The 23072-nt window shown below is 59.0% G+C and carries 24 protein-coding genes and 1 tRNA gene; 12 read left to right on the plus strand and 13 right to left on the minus strand.

The features are described from left to right. Positions 1-7: 7 nt before the first annotated feature. The gene (locus HBO23_RS25335; protein WP_170040194.1) at positions 8-1057 is read left to right on the plus strand and encodes a hypothetical protein; all 1050 of its coding nucleotides are present in this window, start codon (positions 8-10) and stop codon (positions 1055-1057) included. 260 nt (positions 1058-1317) lie between these two features. Here the strand turns inward: HBO23_RS25335 and HBO23_RS25340 are convergent, their stop codons facing one another. After that, positions 1318-1614: a putative quinol monooxygenase gene (locus HBO23_RS25340; RefSeq protein WP_099547926.1), complete on the minus strand. Its 297-nt coding sequence runs from the start codon at positions 1612-1614 to the stop codon at positions 1318-1320. Between the two features lie 403 nt (positions 1615-2017). On the opposite strand from HBO23_RS25340, the gene HBO23_RS25345 reads away from it, so the two are divergent. The 3 genes from HBO23_RS25345 (at position 2018) to HBO23_RS25355 (ending at position 4636) form a co-directional block, all read left to right on the plus strand. Beyond that, positions 2018-2398, plus strand: a complete 381-nt coding sequence (locus tag HBO23_RS25345) for a DUF1090 family protein (protein WP_169988296.1) — start codon at positions 2018-2020, stop codon at positions 2396-2398. 178 nt (positions 2399-2576) lie between these two features. Next, positions 2577-2942 (plus strand): hypothetical protein, encoded by a 366-nt coding sequence (locus HBO23_RS25350; protein ID WP_017136551.1) that lies wholly within the window; start codon positions 2577-2579, stop codon positions 2940-2942. Between the two features lie 248 nt (positions 2943-3190). Beyond that, positions 3191-4636, plus strand: coding sequence for a serralysin family metalloprotease (locus tag HBO23_RS25355; protein WP_170040196.1), 1446 nt, complete (start codon positions 3191-3193; stop codon positions 4634-4636). Positions 4637-5314: 678 nt separating this feature from the next. Here HBO23_RS25355 and HBO23_RS25360 read toward each other — a convergent pair. Next, positions 5315-5737 carry an RDD family protein gene (locus HBO23_RS25360; protein ID WP_017136552.1) on the minus strand — a complete coding sequence of 141 codons (423 nt, stop codon included), beginning with the start codon at positions 5735-5737 and terminating at the stop codon, positions 5315-5317. A 228-nt stretch (positions 5738-5965) separates the two neighbouring features. Between HBO23_RS25360 and HBO23_RS25365 the strand changes: the two genes are divergently transcribed. From HBO23_RS25365 to HBO23_RS25385, 5 genes are all read left to right on the plus strand, one after another. Beyond that, positions 5966-6397: a hypothetical protein gene (locus HBO23_RS25365; protein WP_017136553.1), complete on the plus strand. Its 432-nt coding sequence runs from the start codon at positions 5966-5968 to the stop codon at positions 6395-6397. A gap of 110 nt (positions 6398-6507) precedes the next feature. Continuing rightward, entirely contained in the window at positions 6508-6834 is a 327-nt protein-coding gene (locus tag HBO23_RS25370) for a DUF2388 domain-containing protein (protein WP_138452158.1), read from the plus strand. A gap of 217 nt (positions 6835-7051) precedes the next feature. Next, positions 7052-7462, plus strand: a complete 411-nt coding sequence (locus tag HBO23_RS25375; protein ID WP_170040198.1) for a VOC family protein — start codon at positions 7052-7054, stop codon at positions 7460-7462. 778 nt (positions 7463-8240) lie between these two features. After that, positions 8241-8393 (plus strand): hypothetical protein, encoded by a 153-nt coding sequence (locus HBO23_RS25380; protein ID WP_170040200.1) that lies wholly within the window; start codon positions 8241-8243, stop codon positions 8391-8393. 60 nt (positions 8394-8453) lie between these two features. Next, positions 8454-9014 (plus strand): fasciclin domain-containing protein, encoded by a 561-nt coding sequence (locus tag HBO23_RS25385; RefSeq protein ID WP_017136558.1) that lies wholly within the window; start codon positions 8454-8456, stop codon positions 9012-9014. A gap of 437 nt (positions 9015-9451) precedes the next feature. Here the strand turns inward: HBO23_RS25385 and HBO23_RS25390 are convergent. Continuing rightward, a tRNA-Ser gene (locus tag HBO23_RS25390) sits at positions 9452-9542 on the minus strand. A 152-nt stretch (positions 9543-9694) separates the two neighbouring features. On the opposite strand from HBO23_RS25390, the gene HBO23_RS25395 reads away from it, so the two are divergent. Further along, positions 9695-10366, plus strand: coding sequence for a Bax inhibitor-1/YccA family protein (locus tag HBO23_RS25395; RefSeq protein WP_058419884.1), 672 nt, complete (start codon positions 9695-9697; stop codon positions 10364-10366). A 72-nt stretch (positions 10367-10438) separates the two neighbouring features. On the opposite strand, the gene murB is transcribed toward HBO23_RS25395, so the two are convergent. The 8 genes from murB to HBO23_RS25435 form a co-directional block, all read right to left on the minus strand. Next, positions 10439-11458: a UDP-N-acetylmuramate dehydrogenase gene (murB, locus tag HBO23_RS25400; RefSeq protein ID WP_017136560.1), complete on the minus strand. Its 1020-nt coding sequence runs from the start codon at positions 11456-11458 to the stop codon at positions 10439-10441. Next, complete coding sequence (locus tag HBO23_RS25405; protein ID WP_017136561.1) at positions 11455-11919, minus strand: low molecular weight protein-tyrosine-phosphatase; 465 nt, start codon at positions 11917-11919, stop codon at positions 11455-11457. Before HBO23_RS25405 ends, murB begins: the two co-directional genes overlap by 4 nt. Continuing rightward, the gene (kdsB, locus tag HBO23_RS25410) at positions 11919-12683 is read right to left on the minus strand and encodes a 3-deoxy-manno-octulosonate cytidylyltransferase (RefSeq protein ID WP_017136562.1); all 765 of its coding nucleotides are present in this window, start codon (positions 12681-12683) and stop codon (positions 11919-11921) included. The genes HBO23_RS25405 and kdsB overlap by 1 nt, the downstream gene beginning before the upstream one ends. Next, positions 12680-12865, minus strand: a complete 186-nt coding sequence (locus HBO23_RS25415) for a Trm112 family protein (RefSeq protein ID WP_003174668.1) — start codon at positions 12863-12865, stop codon at positions 12680-12682. The genes kdsB and HBO23_RS25415 overlap by 4 nt, the downstream gene beginning before the upstream one ends. A gap of 23 nt (positions 12866-12888) precedes the next feature. Next, positions 12889-13899, minus strand: coding sequence for a tetraacyldisaccharide 4'-kinase (gene lpxK / locus HBO23_RS25420; RefSeq protein WP_170040202.1), 1011 nt, complete (start codon positions 13897-13899; stop codon positions 12889-12891). Further along, a complete protein-coding gene (locus tag HBO23_RS25425) occupies positions 13899-14327 on the minus strand; it encodes a biopolymer transporter ExbD (protein ID WP_017136564.1) in 429 nt (142 codons plus the stop codon). The genes lpxK and HBO23_RS25425 overlap by 1 nt, the downstream gene beginning before the upstream one ends. Then, complete coding sequence (locus HBO23_RS25430; RefSeq protein ID WP_016969293.1) at positions 14324-14959, minus strand: MotA/TolQ/ExbB proton channel family protein; 636 nt, start codon at positions 14957-14959, stop codon at positions 14324-14326. The genes HBO23_RS25425 and HBO23_RS25430 overlap by 4 nt, the downstream gene beginning before the upstream one ends. 109 nt (positions 14960-15068) lie before the next feature. Beyond that, positions 15069-17294 (minus strand): DNA internalization-related competence protein ComEC/Rec2, encoded by a 2226-nt coding sequence (locus HBO23_RS25435; RefSeq protein WP_170040204.1) that lies wholly within the window; start codon positions 17292-17294, stop codon positions 15069-15071. A 134-nt stretch (positions 17295-17428) separates the two neighbouring features. On the opposite strand from HBO23_RS25435, the gene HBO23_RS25440 reads away from it, so the two are divergent. Then, positions 17429-17944, plus strand: coding sequence for a DUF2062 domain-containing protein (locus HBO23_RS25440; protein ID WP_017136567.1), 516 nt, complete (start codon positions 17429-17431; stop codon positions 17942-17944). Positions 17945-17947: 3 nt separating this feature from the next. Here HBO23_RS25440 and HBO23_RS25445 read toward each other — a convergent pair whose 3' ends face one another. Both HBO23_RS25445 and HBO23_RS25450 read right to left on the minus strand, forming a co-directional pair. Beyond that, positions 17948-19306, minus strand: coding sequence for a sensor histidine kinase (locus tag HBO23_RS25445; RefSeq protein WP_170040237.1), 1359 nt, complete (start codon positions 19304-19306; stop codon positions 17948-17950). After that, the gene (locus HBO23_RS25450) at positions 19293-20018 is read right to left on the minus strand and encodes a response regulator transcription factor (protein WP_170040206.1); all 726 of its coding nucleotides are present in this window, start codon (positions 20016-20018) and stop codon (positions 19293-19295) included. Before HBO23_RS25450 ends, HBO23_RS25445 begins: the two co-directional genes overlap by 14 nt. Positions 20019-20249: 231 nt before the next feature. On the opposite strand from HBO23_RS25450, the gene HBO23_RS25455 reads away from it, so the two are divergent. Further along, positions 20250-23003, plus strand: a complete 2754-nt coding sequence (locus HBO23_RS25455) for a response regulator (RefSeq protein ID WP_017136570.1) — start codon at positions 20250-20252, stop codon at positions 23001-23003. Positions 23004-23072 lie beyond the last annotated feature (69 nt).

The raw sequence follows: 23072 nt of genomic DNA on the forward strand, positions 1-23072 counted from the left end.
ACACCCCATGACCTTGCATATTCCGGCGCAGCCTATTGAGGCACTGCACCCCATTACACTGATCGCCGACGGCCTGCTCAACCCACGCGGCCTGTGCCTGCAAGACGATGGCAGCCTGCTGTTGGCCGAAGCCGGCTCCGGCCTGGCGGACCAGCCCTTCAGCGGCCGCATCAGCCAACTTCAACCCGACCCTGCGCGGCCTGGTGAATACTTGCCCGGCAAAGTCATCGCCCAAGGCTTTCGCAGCATGAACATGCAGGCGCGCATGCTGCGCGATGAAATCATGGGCGTGTCGGACATCGCCTGTGTTGATGGGCGTTGCCTGGCCAGCCTGACCGATTATGTCGGCGGCTCGCAACTGCTCGACCTGCAATACAACCCGCCTGAGCCGGTGTTCCACAGCCGGGGCAATTTGAATGCACTGTGCTACCACCCCACGCGCCGCAGCTGGCTGGCGGTAAAACCTGATACCAATCAACTGGTGGAGTTCACACAAGGCAGGGACGAACGGGTGCTGGCGCAACTGCCGGAACTCGATCAGGGCCAGGAAGCCGTGCCCGTGACCCTGGTGTACGAACCGCAGACGGATGCAGTGTTGATCAGCCTGTTCTCTGGCGAGCTGCACGGCGACCCGGCGCGCAAGGGCATCGACTTTGCCGACTTTGCCGGCCAAGTGATCCGCGTGCACCCGGCCACCGGGCAGATGGAAGTGGTGATACGCGGCCTGCAATTGCCCACGGGCCTAGCGTTGTGCTCGCGCGGCAGGCTGCTGGTGCTGGAACTGTGCAGCCACCTGCAACAACCGCTGCTGCCGGACTGGAGCGGCGAGCCGCTGCACGGCGGTTTTACCCGATTCAGTGGGCGTTTGCTGCGTTGCAACCTGCACACCCGGGAAGTCGAAGTGCTGGTGCGCGGCCTGGATACGCCGTCCAACTTATGTGTGGTACAGGACGCCGTGCTGATCAGCGAAGGCATGGGCCTGGCCGGGCGGCCAATCCCCACGCCCTACAACACAGTGGTGCCATTGAGCGGCAAGATAAGGCGGGTGCCGCTTTGAAACCATGCCCTACGCAGTCAAGCAAGTCGAATCAGAAATCGAGCTGAAGAAAAGCAACCCGTGGCGAGCAGGCTTGCCCTGCGATGGGCTGCGCAGCAGCCCCAGCCCGCTGTAACTGGCTCACCGAGTCGCCTGATTTGGGGCGGCTTCGCCACCCATCGCAGGGCAAGCCTGCTCGCCACAGTGACAGTGTTCGTCCTTGATTAAAGGGTATCGCGGGTTATTCAAAGACCTTGAAAGCGCTGGCTCTGAAAGCGGCCTTATACCGCGTCCTCCAGCAGCAAGACGGTCGCAGGCCCCGCACGAAACGACGGATTGTGTTGGGCCGCTTCCACCATATGAGGGGCGACATGGTGGGCGTCCAATGCAGCCTTTGAAGCCCATTTTTCGATGAGGACAAAGCTGTCGGGGTTGCCCACCACGGGATGCAAATCATAGTTCAGGCACCCGTGCTCGGCCCGCACCTTAGGTGCCAGCGCCTGAAACGCTGCCAACTGCTGCAAGCCCTTGCCGGGCTGGGTATTGATCATCACGACAAGCCGCACTTCATTTGGCATGAACACACCGTCACTTAGGCTGGATAAGGAAGCAGCACAGTACTTGAGCGTGATGCCTGGGTGCAAAAAACATAATTCACATGCGGATTTCACGCGGTTTTCACAGTGGCGCGCCTAGCCTGAACTCAGCTCCTAAGTGAACACCTTTTAAGCCCGCGCCCCCATCGTGGGCTTTTCTTTGTCTGGTTTTACCTGCGTGCCGAGCGGTTAGAGGTGTAGACAGCCCAGGCCATGCCCCGCCAACAACGTGAAGGCATTCACACTTCCGCAACGCCAGTGTTGAAGCACAAAAATTGCCCCAATAGTATTTCCCTCCACCCGAGCGCCCAACTTTATACGGATATTGCTCTGCGCCAGCTCGGGCGCTGACACGTGTGCAGGCAATCAAACATTGAGGTTTGCCATGCGTCTTACCCAACTCGCACCCGCCGCCGCCCTGTTCAGCCTGTTTACCCTGCCCGCCCACGCCGCCGACCTGACAGCCCTGACGGGCGCGCTGTCCTCCGCCCTGGGTGGCAGCAGCAACAACACCGTCAACACTAATACCAACAACGCCTCCTGCCAGCAGCAGATCCGCGATCTGCAGGCCAACATCAATGCAGCCAACGCCAAAGGCGATACCTTGCGCGCGACAGCCTTTCAGGCGGCCCTGACGCAAACCAATAAAAGCTGCAGTAACGCGCGCTACAACACCCAGGCGCAGGTGGATACCAACCCACAACACCAGCAAAACGTGAACAAGGCTGCGGATGCGATTAATGCCATCGGTGGTTTGTTCAAGTAAGTCGAAATTTGATGTGAGAAGAGCCCGCGGTTGCGGGCTTTTTTACGACCGGTACTTGGCTATCTGCCGTGTGCAGCCCGAGGAGGTAGACATGCTTTAATGCACGCCTATCACCCTGCAAAGGGAATTGCCCGATGAGAAAATACCTCCAGTGCTCGGAGTGTTAAGGATATTTCAAATGAACGGACGCACCTTGCTGGTCGTTATGTTGCTTGCCCACCCCACGCTATCCGTTGCAGCCACCCAACCTGCCGACGGGAAGGTACTCGGGGCAAGCGATGGCCTGATGTACTCCCGGGCGCAATTCACCTGCGGGGCGCTGCCCGCCGATCTCGTCGCCGATTACGTAAAGGCATCCAAGCTGATTGCAGGGCCAAGCGCGGAATACGATGAAGGCTACGAGCAAGTCGTCTCCCGGGGTGAGCGCAATTGGCCGGCCATCCCGAGCGTTGAGCAGCGAGCACTCGAATGCCAGAAGTCGAAAGAGGACCTGGCGATCAAGGTGAAGCTGGCACAACGCTGGTTTCCTGAGGCTTACAAGTAAGCGCTGGAAGTTATTGCCACCCGCTCATATTTATCTAACGGAGCGCCCACTCCATGGTCAGCGACCTCTCACCAAACTGAGGCTCTCAAAATATTTAAGGATATTTCAATACGTTATATATTATATTTAATTTTCAAATAACACTAAACGCATAACTCCTTTATAAAGATCAACACAACAAGAAAACAGCGAACACGTGATAAGCCTATAGCACTCCACGCTCAATGGACACGAAGGAATGTAAACTTATGACTGTCTCAACGAAAAATCTTGTTAATCCAACTGCCTCTTCGGCAGGAATCCAGACGAGTGAAGATTACCAAAGCCTCCTGAATTTTTCACACGCTTATGATCGAGGAGGATTTAATTTAAATGGAAAGCCGTCTTACACCATTACGCAGGCAGCGGATGAAATAACCCGAGGCGGTTACTATTGGGGCGACAATGACCATAACGGCAAATACAATTTCACCTACAGCTTTCTGACTTCAGAAAGTAAATCTTACGCCGCCGAGAAAGTTTCCGGCTTCACCGCTTTCAACGCACAACAAAAGTCCCAGGCAGCCCTTTCGTTTCAATCCTGGTCAGACGTCGCCAATATCTCATTCCGTGAATCTAACAGCGGAGGCGACGCCCATATATCCTTGGGCAACTACAGCAATGATCTGCAGCATGGCGGTGCCCGGTCGGCTTTCGCGTTCTACCCAAACAACAGTGGAAACAGTGACGCATTATTTTATACCAATAAAAGTTACCAAGAAAACTTAACGCCCGCGAACGGGAATTACGGCCGTCAAACTTTAACCCATGAAATTGGTCACACGCTTGGCCTGCAACACCCAGGCGCGTACGATGCCAGCGTGGGACGGCCGTCCTATTCGGATGCGAAATATGCCGAAGATACACACGGCTACTCCGTGATGAGTTACTGGAACGAGAGCAACACCCATCAAAACTTCAGTAAAGGCGGGGGCGAAGCCTATGCAGCCGGCCCGCTGATCGACGACATCGCTGCGATCCAGAAGCTCTACGGCGCCAACTACGCCACCCGCGCCGGCGACACCACCTACGGGTTCAACTCCAATACCGGGCGGGATTTCTACAGTGCCGCCTCCAATACCGACAAGCTGGTGTTCTCGGTATGGGACGGTGGCGGCAACGACACCCTGGACTTCTCCGGCTTCACCCAGAACCAGAAGATCAACCTCACTGAAGGCGCGTTCTCCGACGTCGGCGGCCTGGTGGGTAACGTGTCCATCGCCAAGGGCGTTACCCTCGAGAACGCTTTTGGTGGCGCAGGCAACGACCTGATTATTGGCAACAACACAGCCAACATCATCAAAGGCGGTGCCGGCGACGACATCATCTACGGCGGTGGCGGTGCGGACCAACTATGGGGCGGCGCCGGCAACGACACGTTTGTGTATGGTGCCAGTTCCGACTCCAGGCCAGGGGCTGCAGACAGGATTTTTGACTTCACCTCGGGCTCCGACAAGATCGACCTGTCGGGCATTACCAAAGGTGCAGGCTTGAGCTTCGTCAATGCATTCACCGGGCATGCCGGCGATGCTGTGCTGAGCTATGCCTCGGGTACCAACCTGGGCACCTTGGCGGTGGACTTCTCCGGGCACGGCGTGGCCGATTTCCTCGTCACCACCGTGGGCCAGGCGGCCATCAGCGACATCGTGGCGTGATCTAAAGCGCGGTGCTTCGGCGCCGCGTTCTGAGGAGCCAGAAGTGGATTCTGGCCTTTAGACTAATTGTCGTAGAAGTACCACATTACAGCTATCACGGTGGCAACCCATCCTAGGGTAAGCAAAAATGATAGACCTGCGAGCCGCTTATCCATGGTGCCCTATCAAAAACCGGATGGCCGCAATACGAACGCATCCAATCAGAGTAGTTGAGTGTTCTCAGTGTGCAATATCACGTGCCTGATGATCAGTCCTTGGTCGCCAGCGTCAGTGATTACCATAGCTCAATGAGGGCTACCATCAGGAACCTTTTGCATAATCTGGAATCTGTGCTGCTTGCTTTACATCAATCAGTTAGCGAGCGCCCAGCATGATATTGAGAAACACCTTACTGTGCATTGCGCTTGTCGCCGCCGGCTTCCTTGCCGGGTACGCAGCGAAACCCACCCGCGAACTTCAAGTAACGGCCGGCCAACTCATAGAGTGCGGGCGGGTAATCATGCCGACTCTCGGTATGTGAGCCCTGCGTAATTCTTCTCGCAGGCCTGGTCAGCTATTCTGGCTCGGTCATACGCTGTGCCCAACGCTACCGTTCTTTTGGATGCGAAAGCCCAGCGTGGGCTGGGCTCTTTTTTCGTGAATATTAAGAACCTTAGGGTTTTGCAGCAACGGTCACCGCTATTTCAACCGGACCACTATCGTGGATGCGAGCATGTCGCCTAAGCGTTTGCGTGAGCCAAAGAAAATAAAAATCCAGTCCAAAATGCTCAAAACAGGCGTAGTGATGTTGCGCATAAACGACTGATATAGATTGCAATTAAGATGGCTACGCTCGTCAATGACTGACATCCCCAGCAATTTTTTACCCACGCTTTGACCGTTTGGCATTGCGTCCGAAAACAGGTAATACGCCGCAGCGGATCCAATAGCCAGAATCCCGACCGCGTCTGGAGATACACCCACAAATTCAGCCGTTCTTCCCACGGCGAATAAAACAAAAAAGGTGATTAAGGAGTCAATCCACTGACCTCCCAACCGCCGCCCCAATCCAGCCAAGTTGTCTGGCTTTCGGTACTCGCTTTGAGGGGTGCTCACTTCCATGCGTTGACGCTCCAATAATGTTCGATTTGAAATATCTCAATATGCACAAAGCTCAGCGCGGATATGCTTAAGCCCGTCCTCCGCAGCCGATTCCATTATGGCATATCTTGTTACAACCATTCGCCCGCAGGCACCACCCGCAAAGAACTTCAAACTTTTGTCCTAGTCCCAATGACAGGCGTGCTTTAAACCGTGAGCGCCTGCTGACAACCCATAGAGGTTCACAAAATGAAAATGACACTGCCCGCCCTATTTCTGGGCGTCCTCATTTCGCAAGGAGCAATGGCTGCCGGAGATGGCACAGCCGGCCTTGGAGGCGGCGTTGGTGGTGCACTTGGCAACATCGTAGGTCAACAGCTCGGCGGCTCAACGGGCGCGGCGGTAGGCGCAGGCGTAGGTGGTGCTGCCGGCAGTGCTGTCGGTGCTCAAAAAGGCAATAGAGCGGAAGCTGCATTAGGTGGAGGAATTGGCGGCGCGGGTGGCTCATTGATTGGTAATCGCCTCGGCGGTACAACCGGCTCGACTATCGGTGCAGGTCTCGGCGGCGCGGCGGGTGGCGCGCTGGGAAACAACCTGGCGGACGATGAGAGCAATCATCGATCCGATGGCAGAAAGCACAAAGGCAACAACAAGCATAAACACAAGAACAAGCATCGTTAGGTTCTGACGCTGTTAGATCGAAGCCCGGCCCAGCGCCGGGCTTCTTGTTTCTGGCAGGCGCCCCGCTCTGCTATCGTGGCCCGCTCTGATCGCAGTGGAAGCATCGAAGCATGAATTCATGGAAGACTCTGGCAATCGCCTTACTGGCATCGGTCAGCACACAGGCCGTATCAGGTGACAACGTCAACCCTGTCGCTGCAGGAATATTTATCACCATTTCCTTGCCAACCATTTTAATTGGGGCAACCACATCCCTCACCACCGAGCCGCCAAAGATATTCAAGTCAGCCAAGACTGACGCACTGGCGTTCATAGGTTCGGACGGCGAGATTCGCGGAGCACAGTTTGAGCAAGCCTGCCGACACTATCGATTGAGTTACAGATCACCGCTCATGTCCGATATGCAACTCGCCAAGGCGATCGCGGCGTCCTACTGAGCGCAACCTTTCACATCCCTTTCACACTCGGGCGCTTAGGGTTACCCCAGCTCCTAGAGAACATCCCTTTAAGCCCGCTAATCCCCATCGCGGGCTTTTCTTTGTCTGCGATTTGGAGGGCCGAGACGTGCCCTCGACGTCTTACCCGACGACCGCTATACACGCCCACCTTCAAAATGACACGATAACGCCTTGCCTTCGTAAGCAGGAATACAGGATGTTCAGTCACGTAACCGTTGGGACAAACGATCTTGATAAGGCGTCTACCTTCTATGACGCGGTGCTGATCCCTTTGGGGCTCTGTCGACGGCCTGTAACCCCTGATGGCGGGCCACCTTCGGCATGCTGGATCAAGCCAGATAACGCTCTCCCTCGCTTTTATGTGTACAGCCCTTATGACCGCAATGAGGCCGAAGCAGGGAATGGCAGCATGGTGGCTTTCACTGCACCCTCTCCAAATGCGGTAGATACCGCCTATGCGGCCGGGCTTCTTGCAGGTGGATCTGATGAAGGTGAACCTGGCCAACGCCCCCACTATGGTGATGGTTACTACGGTGCGTACCTGCGTGATCCAGATGGCAACAAGGTGCACATCGCTCATCGTGGAGATTTGCATGTGGCGGGATAGGCGCCGCTCACGGTATTGGCTTGAAGCCCGCCATTGCGCGGGCTGAATGTGCTGAATTGACTGTGTGACCAGGTGCTATCTACCGACTTTCCGAGCGCTAATCAGCAACTGGCATCTACCCGCCATCTGCGGGAGGGATACAGCCACATCAGACAACACGCGGTACATCTCATGCTCGTCCGCAAACGGGTAAACCTCGAGGTTGAGAGCGATCTGAATCTTGCGCAGATCTGTGCCTTCGACGAGCCAGCGCTCAGCGGTGCGAGTCATCGCTGATCCGTTGTCATCCATCTGCCAGGCAAGAAAGTCGAATAGCCTGGCGACCTGCCGAAAGGATATCGAGTCAGGGATATCGGCAAATGGCCGACCACCAGGAGTGCCTACGAAATTCGGGGCGATTCAGCTACTGCTGTATATCACTGATCACAATCTGCGAGCTCCCCTCGATCCTTTTGACTTCTACAGTCATGCTCCCATGCTCGCCTTTGACCAAGTAAAGGTAAAGATAAAAACCTGGCCCAGTGTCACTTTCATCGTATACAAACCGTTTCAACAAGGTTAAGGAAGCAACATTACCTATCTGAGTAGTCACCTGTTGGTTTGAACGTAAATACTCCTGAAACGCAATATTCGCCTCATCCTTTGCCTCGTAGTATCTCAGCACAAACCCTGCTATCACGACGACCAACACTGTCGCAATTACAGACCTGATTTTTTTGAATCTCGGGCTTTTTAAACTACTCATACTGAATCGTCGCTGATTTGGCAGGCAGGTGGAATGACCATTTTTGACCAAGAACGGACAAATCACAATTGCGCCCCTGCCCAGGCATTCAGTGTGGATGGAATGTCAGGAACAGCGACCGACAGGTTTGAACCGGCAGGCGTTGCGCTTAAAAAGTTATTTTCTGAAAAGGTGCATCCACTTTGATCGTTGGCTCGTAGATTCAATACCCTCACTCGGAGGGCACAAGAGCCAAGGAGATTCATCATGCACGCCTTTTACAAAAAAATTGCTGCTGCAGCCTGCTTCGCGTTTCTCTCCGTTACTGCAACACTCAGCTTTGCTGCCGACACTGTGATGGTCGGAGGCGCAGCGATGTACCCAAGCAAAACCATCGTGGAGAACGCAGTCAATTCAAAGGACCACACCACACTGGTAGCGGCAGTCAAAGCTGCCGGCCTGGTTGATACACTCAACAGCAAAGGTCCTTTTACCGTATTCGCTCCGACAAACGAAGCCTTTGCCAAGCTGCCAGCAGGCACCGTCGAAACTCTGGTCAAGCCTGAGCACAAAGCCGACCTGACTAAAATTCTGACCTACCATGTAGTTGCTGGCACACATACATCAGCACAGCTGATGGCCGACGCCAAGAAGAATGGCGGCACCGTTGTGTTGAAAACAGTTCAGGGGGAGTCGCTGAATATTAAGCTGCACGACGGCAAGCTTTGGGTTGTCGATGCCAAAGGCGGTAAGGCGAGTATCAGCATCGCAGACGTTATGCAGTCCAACGGCGTAATCCACGTTATCGACTCGGTCTTGATGCCTTAAACGCTCTTGAACCCGGCAGGCGTGCAGTTTGCCGGGTGTTGAGGCGCGCATATAGGCAGTTACTGTCAATTCAAGGAAGAGCTATGTCATCGCTACTGTTTTACACAGATGCTAACGAGGCGATCGTAGTTACTGAATTGGGCAGGGAGATCCGGCGCTTGCCGCAAAGGTCGGCGGGTATCAGTTCAGGAATATTCGACCCAAAGCGGGGTCAGAAATCGTGGATATTGGCGATGCAAGCCTGTTGCTGGGGCATAGCAATCAGGAAATCGCAAAGCGCGTTTACAGAAGGCTTGGCGCCACTGCGAAGCCGTCAAAATAGAAAAGTTCTGGAACACTTCCATAATAGCTATGGAACGCGGAACAAATACAAACCCGCCACGACCAAACCCCAGAAACGCAAAAGCCCCGCAATCGCGGGGCTTTCGTGTAAATCTTGGCGGGAAACCAGGGATTCGAACCCTGGAGACGCTATTAACGTCCGCCGGTTTTCAAGACCGGTGCATTCAACCACTCTGCCAATTTCCCTTTTGCTTCACAGGATTATGATAGCCCATCCCGTGTCAGCGGGCGCCATAATACCCGAATGAAACACACTGTCAAACTCTTGCCATGGCTTGTTACAGAGCGTCTGTTATGATCCTTGCGACTGAATGTTTCAAAACTGAAGGAGTGTCGCCATGCGCGAACAGAATTACGCACTGAATGGTAACGCGCAGGCTGAGCAGCTTGAAGTCAGCCGCGTGTTGCGCAACACCTACGGCTTGCTCGCCCTTACCCTCGCGTTCAGCGGCGTAATGGCGTATGTGGCGCAGCAGATGCGCGTCGGCTACCCGAATATCTTTGTCGTGCTGATTGGTTTCTACGGTCTGTTCTTCCTGACCAACAAACTGCGTGACTCGGCCTGGGGCCTGGTGTCGGCGTTTGCCTTGACTGGTTTCATGGGCTTTATCCTTGGCCCGATCCTCAACCGTTACCTCGGTATGGCCGGCGGCGCGGAAGTGGTCAGCTCGGCATTTGCCATGACGGCCCTGGTGTTTGGTGGCCTGTCGGCCTACGTGCTGATCAGCCGTAAGGACATGAGCTTCCTGGGTGGCTTCATTACCGCAGGCTTCTTCGTGTTGCTGGCGGCAGTGGTTGCCGGCATGTTCTTCCAGATCAGCGGCTTGCAGCTGGCGATCAGCGCGGGTTTTGTGCTGTTCTCCTCCGTGTGCATCCTGTTCCAGACCAGCGCCATCATCCACGGCGGTGAGCGTAACTACATCATGGCGACCATCAGCCTGTATGTGTCGATCTACAACCTGTTCATTAGCCTGCTGCAGATCTTCGGCATCATGAGCCGCGATGACTGATTGCTAGCGCAATAAAAAATGCCCCGTATCGAAAGATACGGGGCATTTTTGTTTTCACGGGATTGCAAACGCTCAGTACTGGTTAGGTTCCATTTCCAGATCGACCTTGAAACGCTCAGCAATATCACGCTGGATGCGCAGTGCCAGGTTGGCAATATCATGCCCAGTGGCCGCGCCATAGTTGACCAGCACCAGCGCCTGCAGTTTATGCACGCCGGCATCGCCGTCGCGAAAGCCTTTCCAGCCGGCTTTATCGATCAACCAGCCAGCGGCGAGCTTCATCTGCCCATCGGCCTGCGGGTATGCCACCAGATCCGGATACTGCGCCTTCAGCTCAGCCGCCAACACATGGGACACCAGTGGGTTTTTGAAGAAACTGCCGGCATTGCCCAGTTCTGCCGGGTCGGGCAGTTTTTCACGGCGGATGCTGCAAATGGCACGGCTGACATCACTCGGCGTCGCCTCAGTGATGCCCTGCCCGGCCAGGCGCTGCTGCACCGGGCCGTAGTCGAGCTTGAGGTGCCTGGCGCGGCTCAGGGCGAAACGCACCCGCAGGATCAGCCAGCGCCCGGTTTCGTGCTTGAACAGGCTGTCACGGTAGGCGAAGTTGCATTCTTGCAGGCTGAAGTCGCGCAGTTCGCCGGTGTGGCGATCCAGTGCGGTGAGGCCGGCAAACACGTCCTTGATCTCCACACCGTAGGCGCCGATGTTCTGCATCGGCGCAGCACCGACGGTGCCTGGGATGAGGCTGAGGTTCTCGAGGCCGCAGAAGCCGTGTTCCAAGGTCCACACTACAAACGGGTGCCAGGCTTCGCCCGCTTCGGCTTCGACCACCACGTTTACACCGTCGTCCTGCAGCACCCGAACGCCCTGGGTGGCCATGCGCAACACTAACGCCTGGATATCCTGGGTCAACAGCAGGTTGCTGCCACCGCCGATCACCAACAGTGGTAATGACTGCGCCGTTGCATAGGCCAGGGCTTCACGCACATCGGCGTCGCTGCGGGCCTCGGCAAACCACTGGGCGCGCACGTCGATGCCAAAGCTGTTGAATGGCTTGAGCGATACCTGCGCAAGCACTTGCAAGGTCATAACCGCCCCTTCAATTCGATCACCAATAAATCACAGGCCCGCTCGATCAGGTCCAGTACCCGTTCGAAGCCTTGCTCGCCTTCGTAGTAAGGGTCTGGCACCTCGTCCACCTCGGCGTCATAGCGGCGCAGGAACAAGTCCAGCTCGGCTTTACCTTGGCCTGGGTGCAACGCCTTGAGGTTGCGCAGATTGCTGTGATCCATGGCCAGGATCAAGTCATATCGAGCAAAGTCTGCACGGGAAACCTGCTGGGCACGCTGGGCCGACAAGTCGTAACCGCGTACCAGCGCCGCGCGCTGGCTGCGCTGGTCCGGCGGGTTGCCGATGTGCCATTCACCCGTGCCGGCAGACGCCACTTCAACCTGGCCGGCCAACCCCGCTTCGCGCAATTTATGGCGCAGCACACCTTCGGCGGTGGGCGAGCGGCAGATATTACCCAGGCAGACGAACAGAACCTCCATCAGGCCCCCAGCAGGCGACGGACGCGCTCAAGGTCTTCCTGGGTGTCGACACCGGCGGGCGGCGCTTCCAGCGCGTCGCCAACGTGGATGCGCACGCCGTGCCACAGGGCACGCAACTGCTCCAGGGACTCGGTGTTTTCCAGCCAGCACGGCCCCCAGCTGACGAAGTCATGCAGGAAACCGGCGCGGTAGGCATAGATGCCGATATGACGACGGTACGGCACGCCCTGGGGCAATACGTCGGGCTGTTTGGCGAACGCATCCCGCGCCCAAGGCAGGGTCGAGCGGCTGAAGGTCAGCGCAAGGCCATTGATATCGCTGACCACTTTGACCACGTTCGGGTTGAACAGGGTGTCGATGTCTTCGATCGGTTCGGCCAGGGTCGCCATACGCGCCTCGCCGTGGGCGGCCAGGTTGGCGGCGACCTGATCGATCACGCACGGCGGGATCAAGGGTTCGTCACCCTGCACATTGACTACGATCGCGTCGGGCGCCAACCCCAACTGCGTGGCGACTTCGGCCAGGCGGTCGGTGCCGGAATTGTGGTCTTCACGGGTCAGCACCGCTTCAGCACCGAAACCTTTGCAGGCTTCGATAATACGCGGGTCATCGGTGGCAACCACCACGCGTTCGGCGCTGCTTTTGCAGGCCTGTTCCCACACCAGCTGGATCATCGGCTTGTTGCCGATCAATTGCAGCGGCTTGCCCGGCAGGCGCGTGGAGGCGTAGCGCGAAGGAATGACAACGGTAAAGGCGGTGGTCATTTATCCAGGCGCTCATCGGTGGTCAGGGTACGGGCTTCGCTTTCCAGCATTACCGGAATGCCATCACGGATCGGATAAGCCAGGCCGGCGCCCTTGCTGATCAACTCGGTTTTATCGGCGCTGAGCTTGAGCGGGCCTTTGCAGATCGGGCAAGCGAGGATGTCGAGCAGTTTGGTGTCCATGAGTATTTCCTGGAAAAAGCGGTTTAAGGCAAAAGTCGGGCGGGCAGCAGGCGCATCAATTGCGTGTCGAACCAGGCCACAAACGCCGGTGACGGCAGTGCATCCACTGCAAGGTACCACCAGTCGGGCTGGGCAAAGGAGCGGCACTTCACCGCGTCTTTTTCGGTCATCACCAACGGCAATGACGGTGTGAAATTCAACACCTCTGCGCTGTACGGCGCATGGTCGGCAAATGCATGGGGAATCGGCTGCCAGTGTAGCGTTTCGAGGGTATTGAAGAAACGTTGCGGGTTACCGATACCCGCGACGGCATGGACCCGCTGGCCGGCGGCAAAGTGCTCCACCGATTGGCGCTCACCGGTTTTCAAGTTGATCAGCGCCGTGGGTTGCAGGCGAAAGGCAAACCCATCCTCGCGATCGGCTCCGGCGCCGTTGTACAACAGCGCATCCACGCTATGCAGGCGCTCCACCGGTTCGCGCAAAGGCCCGGCCGGCAGGCAACGGCGGTTGCCCAGACCACGGGCGGCGTCGATCAGCACCAGTTCCAGGTCGCGGGCCAGGCGGTAATGCTGCAGGCCATCGTCGGAGAGGATCAGGTCAAGGGGTTCACTGGCCAGCAAGGCTTTGACGGCGCGGCTGCGGTCTGGATCGATCATCAGGGGTACGCCGCAGCGCTGAACGATCAGCAACGGCTCATCGCCCGCTACTTCGGCGCTATGGCTGGCCTCGACCCGCCACGGCAACTGCGGCGGCTTGGCACCATAGCCGCGGCTGACCACGCCGACCCGCAGGCCGCTGCGCCGGCAGTGTTCGATCAGCCACAGGATCAACGGCGTCTTGCCGGTGCCGCCGACGGTGATATTGCCCACCACCACCACAGGCACCGGCGGTTGGTAAATCTCACCCTCGCCCGCCAGGAAGCGCGCGCGTTTGCGCTGTACAACGTGACGGTAAATAGATTCCAGCGGCCGCAGCAGTACGAGTGCCGGATGGCCCTCGTACCACGCCTTGAGCAAACGATCGGACATAGCCATCAGGGCGGGCTCGCCGCCTCGACGGTGGTCATGCGCAGGTGGCTGAAGCCCAGCTTGCCGGCGGCGTCCATGGCGGTGATCACGGCTTGGTGCTGGGTTTTGCCGTCAGCGCTGATGGAAAGCGGCATATTGGTATCGCCGCCGGACTCTTTCTGCAGGGCATCCATCAGGCTGGCAAGGTCATTTTTTTCGAGCAATTGGTTATTTACCGAAAACACCCCGTCGGCGCTGATGGCAATGTCCAGCTGCTTAATTTCCTGGTCTTCGGCCGGTGAGCCACTCACTGCTTCGGGTAAATCAACGCGCAGTTGGGTTTCGCGGGTGAAGGTGGTAGTCACGACAAAAAACAGCAGCAGGATAAAGACCACGTCGATCAGCGACGCCAGGTTGATATCAACATTCTCCCGTTGCTTGCGGCGAAATTTCACGCTCGACCCTCAACGAAATCGACATCACGATCGCCCTGCACCACTTCCACCAGCTTGATGGCTTCCTGCTCCATGCCGACCACCAGTTCATCGATGCGACGCTGCAGGAAGCGGTGGAAAAACACCGACGGAATACCGACCATCAGGCCGGCTGCCGTGGTGATCAAGGCCTTGGAAATACCACCGGCCAAGACGGCAGCGTTGGTGGTCATGCCTGAACCCATGAACGAGCTGAAAATGTCGATCATGCCCAGCACCGTGCCCAGCAAACCAAGCAACGGCGCCATGGCTGCGATGGTGCCGAGCGCATTGATATAGCGCTCCATTTCGTGGATGACGCGGGCAGCGGCCTCTTCGATGCATTCTTTCATGATCTCGCGACCATGTTTGGAATTGGCGAGGCCCGCTGCGAGGATTTCACCCAACGGCGAGTTGGCGCGTAACTCCTTGAGTTTTTCTTTATCCAGCTGTTTGTTCTTGATCCAGCCCCACACCTGCCCCAGCAGATGCTCGGGGGTTATGCGACTGGCGCGCAGGGTCCACAAACGTTCGGCAACGATGCCGAGTGCGGCGATGGAGCTCAAGATAATCGGCAACATCATCCAGCCGCCGGATTTGACCAATTCCCACACAGTGAATGTCCCCTAGAAAAAGTGCGCCACTTTACCATATAGGTTCACCGGCGTGGTTCGCAGGCGCCAGGCCCGCCTGTCGCAGGCCCAGGTGTTTGGTAAGCCTGTATTACGGTAACGCTTCGCGCCAGAATCGCCGTTGACTGCGCGCAACAACCGGTGCTCTAAAACTGCCCAGTTGCACACGCACGGCACCTTGCTCGGCGCTGTCGTAGACCCGGCTGCCCAGCGCCTGGTAACGCGCCATCACCTGCGGATGGGGATGCCCGAATGCGTTGCCACGGCCGCGGGAAATCAGCACCGACTTGGGCGCAAGCCGCTGTAAAAACGCCCAGGACGAGGAACTGCGACTGCCATGGTGCGGCGCTTGCAGCCAATCGGTCGGCACCGCCAAGGGCGAAGCGAGAAAGGCTGTTTCAGCCGCCTCATCAATATCACCCGTCAGTAGCAACCGCTCGCCACGGGCCTGTACCTGCAAGACGCAGGATTTCGGATTGCTGCTGGTGGCGCCAGGCCATCGCCACAACTCGAATGACACGCCATCCCACTCCCAGCGCTCGCCATTGTTACAGGGCTGGGCGGCGAGAAAAGCCGGCAGCCCTTCGGTCTCTCCGCCGATAACCCTTCCGACGGGCAGCACACGGGCAACCGCTGCGGCACCGCCGGCATGGTCAGCGTGAGCGTGGCTGATCACCATCGCGTCCAACGCCGCCACCCCACCCTTTTGCAGGGATGGCAGCACCACGCGCGCGCCCAGGTCAACCACCCCCGAGCGCGGGCCTGCGTCGTAGAGCATGGCGTGATGGCGCGTGCGCAGGATCACCGCCTGCCCCTGGCCGACATCCAATTGCACCACCTCCACCTGCCCGTACGGCACCAATGGTTTAGGGGCAAAGACGGCCAACAGCAGCATCGGCCAGCCCAGCAGCCGCAATGGCACGCCTTTGGGCAAGAGCAAGAGCACCGCGCCCGTGACGCTGATCAACCAATAACCCAACTGCACGTCGGCGGGCACCCACGCTGCGCGCAGCCCGGCCAGCAGCGCCAAGCCTGTGAACAGGCCATCCAACGCGCCACCGGCCAGCCACAACAAGCCCTCTCCCACCCACGGTACCGCCAACAGTACAGTGCCCAGCAGTGCCAACGGCAGCACCACCAGGCTGATCCACGGCACGGCAAACAGATTGGCCACCGGCGCACTGAGGCTGATGGGCAACCCCAGCACCAGCAGCACCGGAAACAAACCAATGGCGATCAGCCATTGGGGCCGGGTCCACGCCTGCCAGACGCTCCACGCGCCCAAACGCCCGCTGAATGCCAGCACCAGCACGGCCACGGCGGCAAACGACAACCAGAACCCTGGCTGCAAGCTGGCCAGCGGCTCCAGCACCAGCACCGCATTGAACGCTAGTAATAACGGCCACCACACACCCAAGTGGCGAAACCGCAAACGCCACAGCAGCACCAACCCGACCATCACGCAGGCCCGCTGCACGGGCACACCGAACCCCGCCAGCAGGCCATACCCCAGCGCGGCAGTAAATGCCAGGCCGCAGGCCCACGGCAGCCAGGGCAAGGCGCGGGGCCAGCAACCGTAGCGCGCCAGCCCGGCCACCAGCGCGTAGATCAAACCGGCCAGCAAGCCAATGTGCTGGCCGGAAATCACCAGCAGGTGCACCGTGCCGGTGTCCTGCAACACCCGCCAATCCTCGGTTGCCAACCCCGAGCCGTCGCCCAGCACCAAGGCTGCCAGCCCCGCCTCGCGGCCCTGAGCATCCACCGCCAGCAGGCGCTGGCGGACGCTGTCACGCCAGGCGTGGCGAGCCGGCGCCAGGCGTTGGCCATCTTTCACCGAGCCGGTGGCACCGATGCGCTGGGCCAGCAGCCAGGCCTCGTAGTCAAACCCCTGGAAATTGAGCAGGCCTGCCGGCCGCTTGAGCGTGACCGCCAGCCGCCAGCGCTCGCCGCTGTTAACCTGCGGGCCGTTATGCCAGGACAGGCGGATACGCTTGGGCAGCCGGCCCTTGCGTGACCGGCTGTCGGTCAGTTCGAAGCGCACGCCGGTGCTGGTGTTTTGCGGCAACCCGATGACGCGCCCCTCAATCCAACGGGTCTGACCGTCCAGAGCCGGCCTTAATCGGTCGTCCAACGCCCATTGCGCGCTCATGCACGCCCAGCTCACGCCCAACAGCAAAAACGCCAGCGGATAGGTACGAAACGGCAGCAACATCAAGGCCACTACCAACATGGCCAGCAGCCACGCGGTGGCGGGCAATGCGGGTAAAAATCGCAGCGACAACAAGCCCATTCCGAACGCGAACATCCCTGTTCTCATGAATCATCCTTTTCAAGTGATCCACTAGTCTTAGTCGGATACCCCGCGCGGCCTCTGATGTTTTGTCACAAAGTCTGAATTTTCTGTTTATAGAATGCGGGCATACTTACCCCTCGAACTGACCTGGACCCCTTATGCCCCGGCGCTTATTCAAACGGTACATGCCCGACCCCACGAGTATCCGGGAACACAAGTCCTTACGATTTCTCGGCACGTTGTTGCATGACCCCAACCTCTGGCACCTGAACCGCCATTCCGTCGCCCGCGCCATGGCAGTGGGCCTGTTCGCGGCGTTTATCCCGATTCCGTTGCAGATGTTATTGGCGGCGGTGCTAGCGATCGCTGTGCGCGGGAATATGCCGATTGCCGTGAGCCTGGTGTGGCTGACCAACCCGATCACCATGCCGGTGGTGTTCTTCTGCACCTACCTGACCGGCGCCTGGCTGATGAACACGCCGCCGCGCAGCCTGCCCGACAACCTGACCTGGGAGTGGATCAGCAGCCAACTGGGCACACTGTGGCAGCCGTTCCTGTTGGGTTCCGTGGTGTGCGGGCTGGTGCTGGCCGCGCTGGCCTACTGCCTGACGATGGGTTACTGGCGCTGGTGGGTCGCGCACCAGTGGAAGAAGCGCAAACAACGACGCACCTGACAGCTAGCGCGCTGGCAGCCGCAGGTGCACGCACAAACCTTGCGCGCTGTTCTGCGCCCACAACGTCCCACCCTGGCGCTGTACCGCATTGCGGGCGATGCTCAAGCCCAGACCAAAACCGCCATCACCCGGCCGTGAGCCTTCGAGGCGGGTGAACGGCGCAAAGATACGTTCCAAGTCCTGCTCATCAATACCGCCGCCCTGGTCTTGCAGCCAAATATGCCAATCATCGCCCTCGCGACAGCCGTCCAGCGTCACCTGCCCCTGAGCGGGGGAATGTCGGATGGCATTGCGCAGGATATTTTCCAGGGCCTGGGCCAGCGCATTCAGGTTGCCGCGCACCCAGCAGTCGACGGGCAACAGACACGGCAAACGCGCTGCTGGCCAGTCACTTTCATAACAAGCGTTTTCCCGCAGCATGTCCCACAAGGCCGGAAGCTGGATGGCTTCCTCGGGTAACCGCGTTCGCTCGCTGTCCAGCCAGGCCAGTTGCAGGCTGTCTTCCACCAGGCGCTGCATGGCGTCAATCTCCCGGCCCAGGCGCTCGCGCAACTGCGCCAGATCCTGCTCACTGTCACAGGCTACGCGCAAACGGCTCAACGGCGTGCGCAGCTCATGGGACATGTCCCGCAATAACTGTTGCTGCAACTCCACCGTGCCCTGCAAACGCTCGGACATGTGGTCAAAGGCGCGGCCCAACTCACCCAATTCATCCTGGCGGCTGGTGGCCTCGCGGGACATGCGCGTATTCAATTGATCGGCGCGCCAGGCGTTGGCCTGCTCGCGCAACTGGTTCAGCGGCATGATCAGCAGCCGATAAAGCCCCACGCACAGCAGCAAGGTAAACAGGCCGGGAATCACGCCGTTGGTCACCACGCGCCAGAACACCTGATAGCGCCCCGGCATAAAGCGCTTGGGTAATTCGATCACCAGCGAGCCGGCGCCAGGGTTGACCGGGAATGGGATTTTCACCCAGGGCAGGCCTTTGACGTGTCGGCTGACCGGCCACTCCAGCCCGCGCAGAAAAGTCAGGCGCTGGCTTTCCTTGTCGCTCAGCGGCAGGCTGCTCAGCGACTGCAAGTCGTGGCCGATCACCCCGATCCAGGTCGATTCGCGCGTGGCCATCAGCTGCAACCAGGTGTCCACGCCAGCACTGCCCTGGGTACTCCAGGCCAATTCCGCGCCCGCGGCATAGCCGCGCAAAATCTCGCGGGACTCCTCGGCCACATAGGCGTTCTGCTCTTCCATATAGCGGCCCCAGGACCAACTGAGCCAGATCATCAGCAAACAGAAGGCGATCAGCAGGCAGGCGAGCTTCCAGAATAACGAGTGCCGGCCGGGCAGCCGCTCAAAGCCCTTCATCATGGCCGCTCAGTACATAACCCTTGCCCCACACCGTGCGCACTTCGCGCTCGCTGTAGCCGATGGCCTTGAGCTTGCGGCGAATCTGGCTGATATGCATGTCCAGGCTGCGATCGTGAGGCGCGTAACCGCGCTGCAACACATGCTGGTAAAGGAAGGCTTTGCTGAGCACTTCATCGGCGCTACGGTGCAAGGTCTCGAGCAAGCGATACTCGCTGCGCGTCAGCCCGGCCCAGTGTTCTTGAAAGAACACGTCGTACAGTTCATCGTCAAAACGCAGGCTGCGTGCATCGTCATACGCTGGTAAACGCAGCGGCAACGGCCGCCGGTCCAGGGCCACGCGGCGCAGGATGGCTTCGATGCGTACGCGCAGTTCAACCATGCTGAACGGCTTGGGCAGGTAGTCGTCCGCACCCAGGCGAAAACCGCTGATGCGATCGGCCTCGGCGCCCAGCGCAGACATGAGGATCACCGGCGTCGCATGGTGCTGGCGCAAATGGGTAAGAATCGACAAACCGTCCATGCCCGGCAGCAGGATGTCCATCAACACCACGTCGAACGCCTGGTCACGTGCCATCTGCAGGCCCTGTTGGCCGTTCTGGCACCAGGTGACCTGGAAGCCACAGCGGCCCAGTTGCTCATGCACATAGGCGCCCAATACAGGGTCGTCTTCGATTGCCAGGATACTGGGTAGGCCAACTGCGGGATTCATTAGCGTCTGCAAGTCATTCTCAATCACTGATTATTCAAGATTAAACGGTGACAGGCAATCGCCACCAGGCTGCCGATGGCTCGAAGATTGCGCTCGGCGATTGATGTCGGAGATTGACGTCGATCATTAATTTGCGAGGTTCCACACTGCGCAAATGGCTACACTGCGCAGGTGGCGTGGGCCGGATGCCCGCGCAGATAAACGAAAACAGTGTGGTAGCAGGAGAGTGGCGTGCTTAGAAGAATGGGGATAAAAGGCCGCGTACTGTTGCTGACCTTATTACCGACCAGCCTGATGGCCCTGTTGTTGGGGGGCTATTTCACCTGGATGCAGCTGTCGGAGTTGCAGACCCAATTGCTGCAACGCGGCGAAATGATCGCCGAGCAATTGGCGCCGCTGGTGGCCCCGGCGTTGAGCAGCAAGAACACCGACCTGCTTGAACGCATCGCCACTCAGTCGCTGGAGCAACCGGACGTGCGCGCGGTGTCGTTCCTGGCACCGGACCGCTCGTCCCTGGCCCACGCCGGCCCGACCATGCTCAACCTTGCGCCGGTCGGCAACAGTTCGCACCTGCTGCAGCGCAGTGGCAATGACGCCACGCGCTACCTGCTGCCGGTGTTCGGTCGCCATCGCAACCTCGCGGGCGAATTGATCCCCGATGAAGCCGATCGCCTGCTGGGTTGGGTCGAAGTGGAGCTGTCGCACAATGGCATGTTGCTGCGCGGTTATCGCAGCCTGTTTGCCAGCCTGCTGCTGATCGCCATCGGCCTGATCTGCACGGCCGCCCTGGCGTTGCGCATCAGCCGCACGATCAACTCGCCCATCGGCCAGATCAAGCAAGCTGTGGCCCAACTCAAGGACGGCAACCTCGAAACCCGCCTGCCACCGTTGGGCAGCCAGGAGTTGGACCAATTGGCCTCGGGCATCAACCGCATGGCCGAAACCCTGCAAAATGCCCAGGAAGAACTGCAACACAGTATCGATCAGGCCACCGAAGATGTGCGTCAGAACCTGGAAACCATCGAGATCCAGAACATCGAGCTGGACCTGGCGCGCAAGGAGGCCCTGGAGGCCAGCCGGATCAAGTCGGAGTTCCTCGCCAACATGAGCCATGAAATCCGCACGCCGCTCAACGGCATCCTGGGTTTCACTCATCTGCTGCAAAAAAGCGAGCTGTCGCCGCGTCAGCTGGATTACCTGGGCACCATCGAAAAATCCGCCGACAACCTGCTGGGTATCATCAACGAGATCCTCGACTTCTCGAAAATCGAAGCCGGCAAGCTGGTGCTCGACAGTGTGCCCTTCAACCTGCGCGACTTGCTGCAAGACACCCTCACCATCCTTGCCCCCGCCGCCCATGCCAAACAGCTTGAGCTGGTCAGCCTGGTGTACCGCGACACGCCGCTGGCGCTGGTGGGCGACCCGTTGCGCCTCAAGCAGATCCTCACCAACCTGATCAGCAACGCGATCAAGTTCACCCGCGAAGGCACTATCGTTGCCCGCGCGATGGTCGAAGACGAACAGGAAGACAGCGTGCAACTGCGCATCAGTGTGCAAGACACCGGCATCGGCCTGTCGAACCAGGACGTGCGTGCGTTGTTCCAGGCCTTCAGCCAGGCCGACAACTCGCTGTCGCGCCAACCCGGCGGCACCGGCCTGGGCCTGGTGATTTCCAAGCGGCTGATCGAGCAAATGGGCGGTGAGATCGGCGTCGACAGCACACCGGGCGAAGGCTCGGAGTTCTGGATCAGCCTGAGCCTGCCCAAAACCCGCGACGACGCCGAAGACCTGCCCTCCCCGCCGCTGCTCGGCCGTCGTGTGGCCGTGCTGGAAAACCACGAGCTCGCGCGCCAGGCGTTGCAGCACCAACTGGAAGATTGCGGCCTGCAAGTCACACCGTTCAATACCCTGGAAAGCCTGACCAACGGCATCACCAGCGCACACCAGACTGAACAGGCAATCGACCTGGCAGTGCTCGGTGTCACCGCCAATGACATTCCGCCCGAACGCCTCAACCAGCATCTATGGGACCTGGAACACCTGGGCTGCAAGGTGCTGGTGCTGTGCCCGACCACCGAACAGATGTTGTTCAACCAGTCAGTGCCCAACCCCAACAGCCAGTTGCAGGCCAAACCTGCGTGTACGCGCAAACTGCGCCGTGCACTGGCCGATTTGATCAGCCCGCGCCCATTGCGCAGCGAACCCGGCGAACCGCTCTCCAGCCGAGCGCCGCGCGTACTCTGCGTGGACGACAACCCGGCCAACCTGTTGCTGGTGCAAACGTTGCTCGAAGACATGGGCGCCAAGGTGCACGCGGTCGAAAGCGGTTATGCGGCCATTGACGCGGTGAAGCAGGAAACCTTCGACCTGGTGCTGATGGACGTACAAATGCCCGGCATGGACGGGCGCCAAAGCACCGAGGCGATCCGCCAATGGGAAAGCGAACGCCACGGTACGCCGCTGCCGGTGGTCGCCCTCACCGCCCACGCCATGGCCAACGAAAAACGCGCGCTGCTGCAAAGCGGTATGGACGATTACCTGACCAAACCCATCAGCGAGCGGCAGTTGGCCCAAGTAGTGTTGAAGTGGACCGGCCTGGCCCTGCGCAATCAAGGGCCGGAGCGCGCGACTGACGGCTTGGCACCCGGCGTGCAACTGCTGGTACTGGATCATGAGGAAGGCCTGCGCCTGGCGGCCAACAAGGCCGACCTGGCCGCCGACATGCTCGCCATGCTGCTGGCCTCGCTGGAAGCCGATCGCCTGGCGATCACCGCCGCCCGTGAAGCCAAAGACAACAATGCGCTGATCGAACGCGTGCATCGCCTGCATGGCGCCACCCGCTACTGCGGCGTGCCTCAATTGCGCGCCGCCTGCCAGCGCGCGGAAACCTTGCTCAAGCAAGACGACGCCAAGGCCATCGCCGCGCTGGATGAACTGGACATGGCGATTGCGCGGTTGGCCAGTGAGGCACGGGTCAGCGCCTGAGGCTTCTCCAGGCCTGTGTTGAGCCAGCTTGTGTGGGAGCTGGCTTGTGTGGGAGCTGGCTTGTGTGGG

The sequence above is a fragment of the Pseudomonas sp. WS 5532 genome (genome assembly GCF_012985445.1).
Taxonomy (GTDB): Bacteria; Pseudomonadota; Gammaproteobacteria; order Pseudomonadales; family Pseudomonadaceae; genus Aquipseudomonas; species Aquipseudomonas edaphica.

Bases quoted from the DNA above. Each gene is read 5' to 3' on its own strand.
- HBO23_RS25335 (WP_170040194.1), top strand. From the start codon at position 8: ATGACCTTGCATATTCCGGCGCAGCCTATTGAGGCACTGCACCCCATT.
- HBO23_RS25340 (WP_099547926.1), bottom strand. From the start codon at position 1,614: ATGCCAAATGAAGTGCGGCTTGTCGTGATGATCAATACCCAGCCCGGC.
- HBO23_RS25345 (WP_169988296.1), top strand. From the start codon at position 2,018: ATGCGTCTTACCCAACTCGCACCCGCCGCCGCCCTGTTCAGCCTGTTT.
- HBO23_RS25350 (WP_017136551.1), top strand. From the start codon at position 2,577: ATGAACGGACGCACCTTGCTGGTCGTTATGTTGCTTGCCCACCCCACG.
- HBO23_RS25355 (WP_170040196.1), top strand. From the start codon at position 3,191: ATGACTGTCTCAACGAAAAATCTTGTTAATCCAACTGCCTCTTCGGCA.
- HBO23_RS25360 (WP_017136552.1), bottom strand. From the start codon at position 5,737: ATGGAAGTGAGCACCCCTCAAAGCGAGTACCGAAAGCCAGACAACTTG.
- HBO23_RS25365 (WP_017136553.1), top strand. From the start codon at position 5,966: ATGAAAATGACACTGCCCGCCCTATTTCTGGGCGTCCTCATTTCGCAA.
- HBO23_RS25370 (WP_138452158.1), top strand. From the start codon at position 6,508: ATGAATTCATGGAAGACTCTGGCAATCGCCTTACTGGCATCGGTCAGC.
- HBO23_RS25375 (WP_170040198.1), top strand. From the start codon at position 7,052: ATGTTCAGTCACGTAACCGTTGGGACAAACGATCTTGATAAGGCGTCT.
- HBO23_RS25380 (WP_170040200.1), top strand. From the start codon at position 8,241: ATGACCATTTTTGACCAAGAACGGACAAATCACAATTGCGCCCCTGCC.
- HBO23_RS25385 (WP_017136558.1), top strand. From the start codon at position 8,454: ATGCACGCCTTTTACAAAAAAATTGCTGCTGCAGCCTGCTTCGCGTTT.
- HBO23_RS25395 (WP_058419884.1), top strand. From the start codon at position 9,695: ATGCGCGAACAGAATTACGCACTGAATGGTAACGCGCAGGCTGAGCAG.
- murB (WP_017136560.1), bottom strand. From the start codon at position 11,458: ATGACCTTGCAAGTGCTTGCGCAGGTATCGCTCAAGCCATTCAACAGC.
- HBO23_RS25405 (WP_017136561.1), bottom strand. From the start codon at position 11,919: ATGGAGGTTCTGTTCGTCTGCCTGGGTAATATCTGCCGCTCGCCCACC.
- kdsB (WP_017136562.1), bottom strand. From the start codon at position 12,683: ATGACCACCGCCTTTACCGTTGTCATTCCTTCGCGCTACGCCTCCACG.
- HBO23_RS25415 (WP_003174668.1), bottom strand. From the start codon at position 12,865: ATGGACACCAAACTGCTCGACATCCTCGCTTGCCCGATCTGCAAAGGC.
- lpxK (WP_170040202.1), bottom strand. From the start codon at position 13,899: ATGGCTATGTCCGATCGTTTGCTCAAGGCGTGGTACGAGGGCCATCCG.
- HBO23_RS25435 (WP_170040204.1), bottom strand. From the start codon at position 17,294: ATGAGAACAGGGATGTTCGCGTTCGGAATGGGCTTGTTGTCGCTGCGA.
- HBO23_RS25440 (WP_017136567.1), top strand. From the start codon at position 17,429: ATGCCCCGGCGCTTATTCAAACGGTACATGCCCGACCCCACGAGTATC.
- HBO23_RS25445 (WP_170040237.1), bottom strand. From the start codon at position 19,306: ATGAAGGGCTTTGAGCGGCTGCCCGGCCGGCACTCGTTATTCTGGAAG.
- HBO23_RS25450 (WP_170040206.1), bottom strand. From the start codon at position 20,018: ATGAATCCCGCAGTTGGCCTACCCAGTATCCTGGCAATCGAAGACGAC.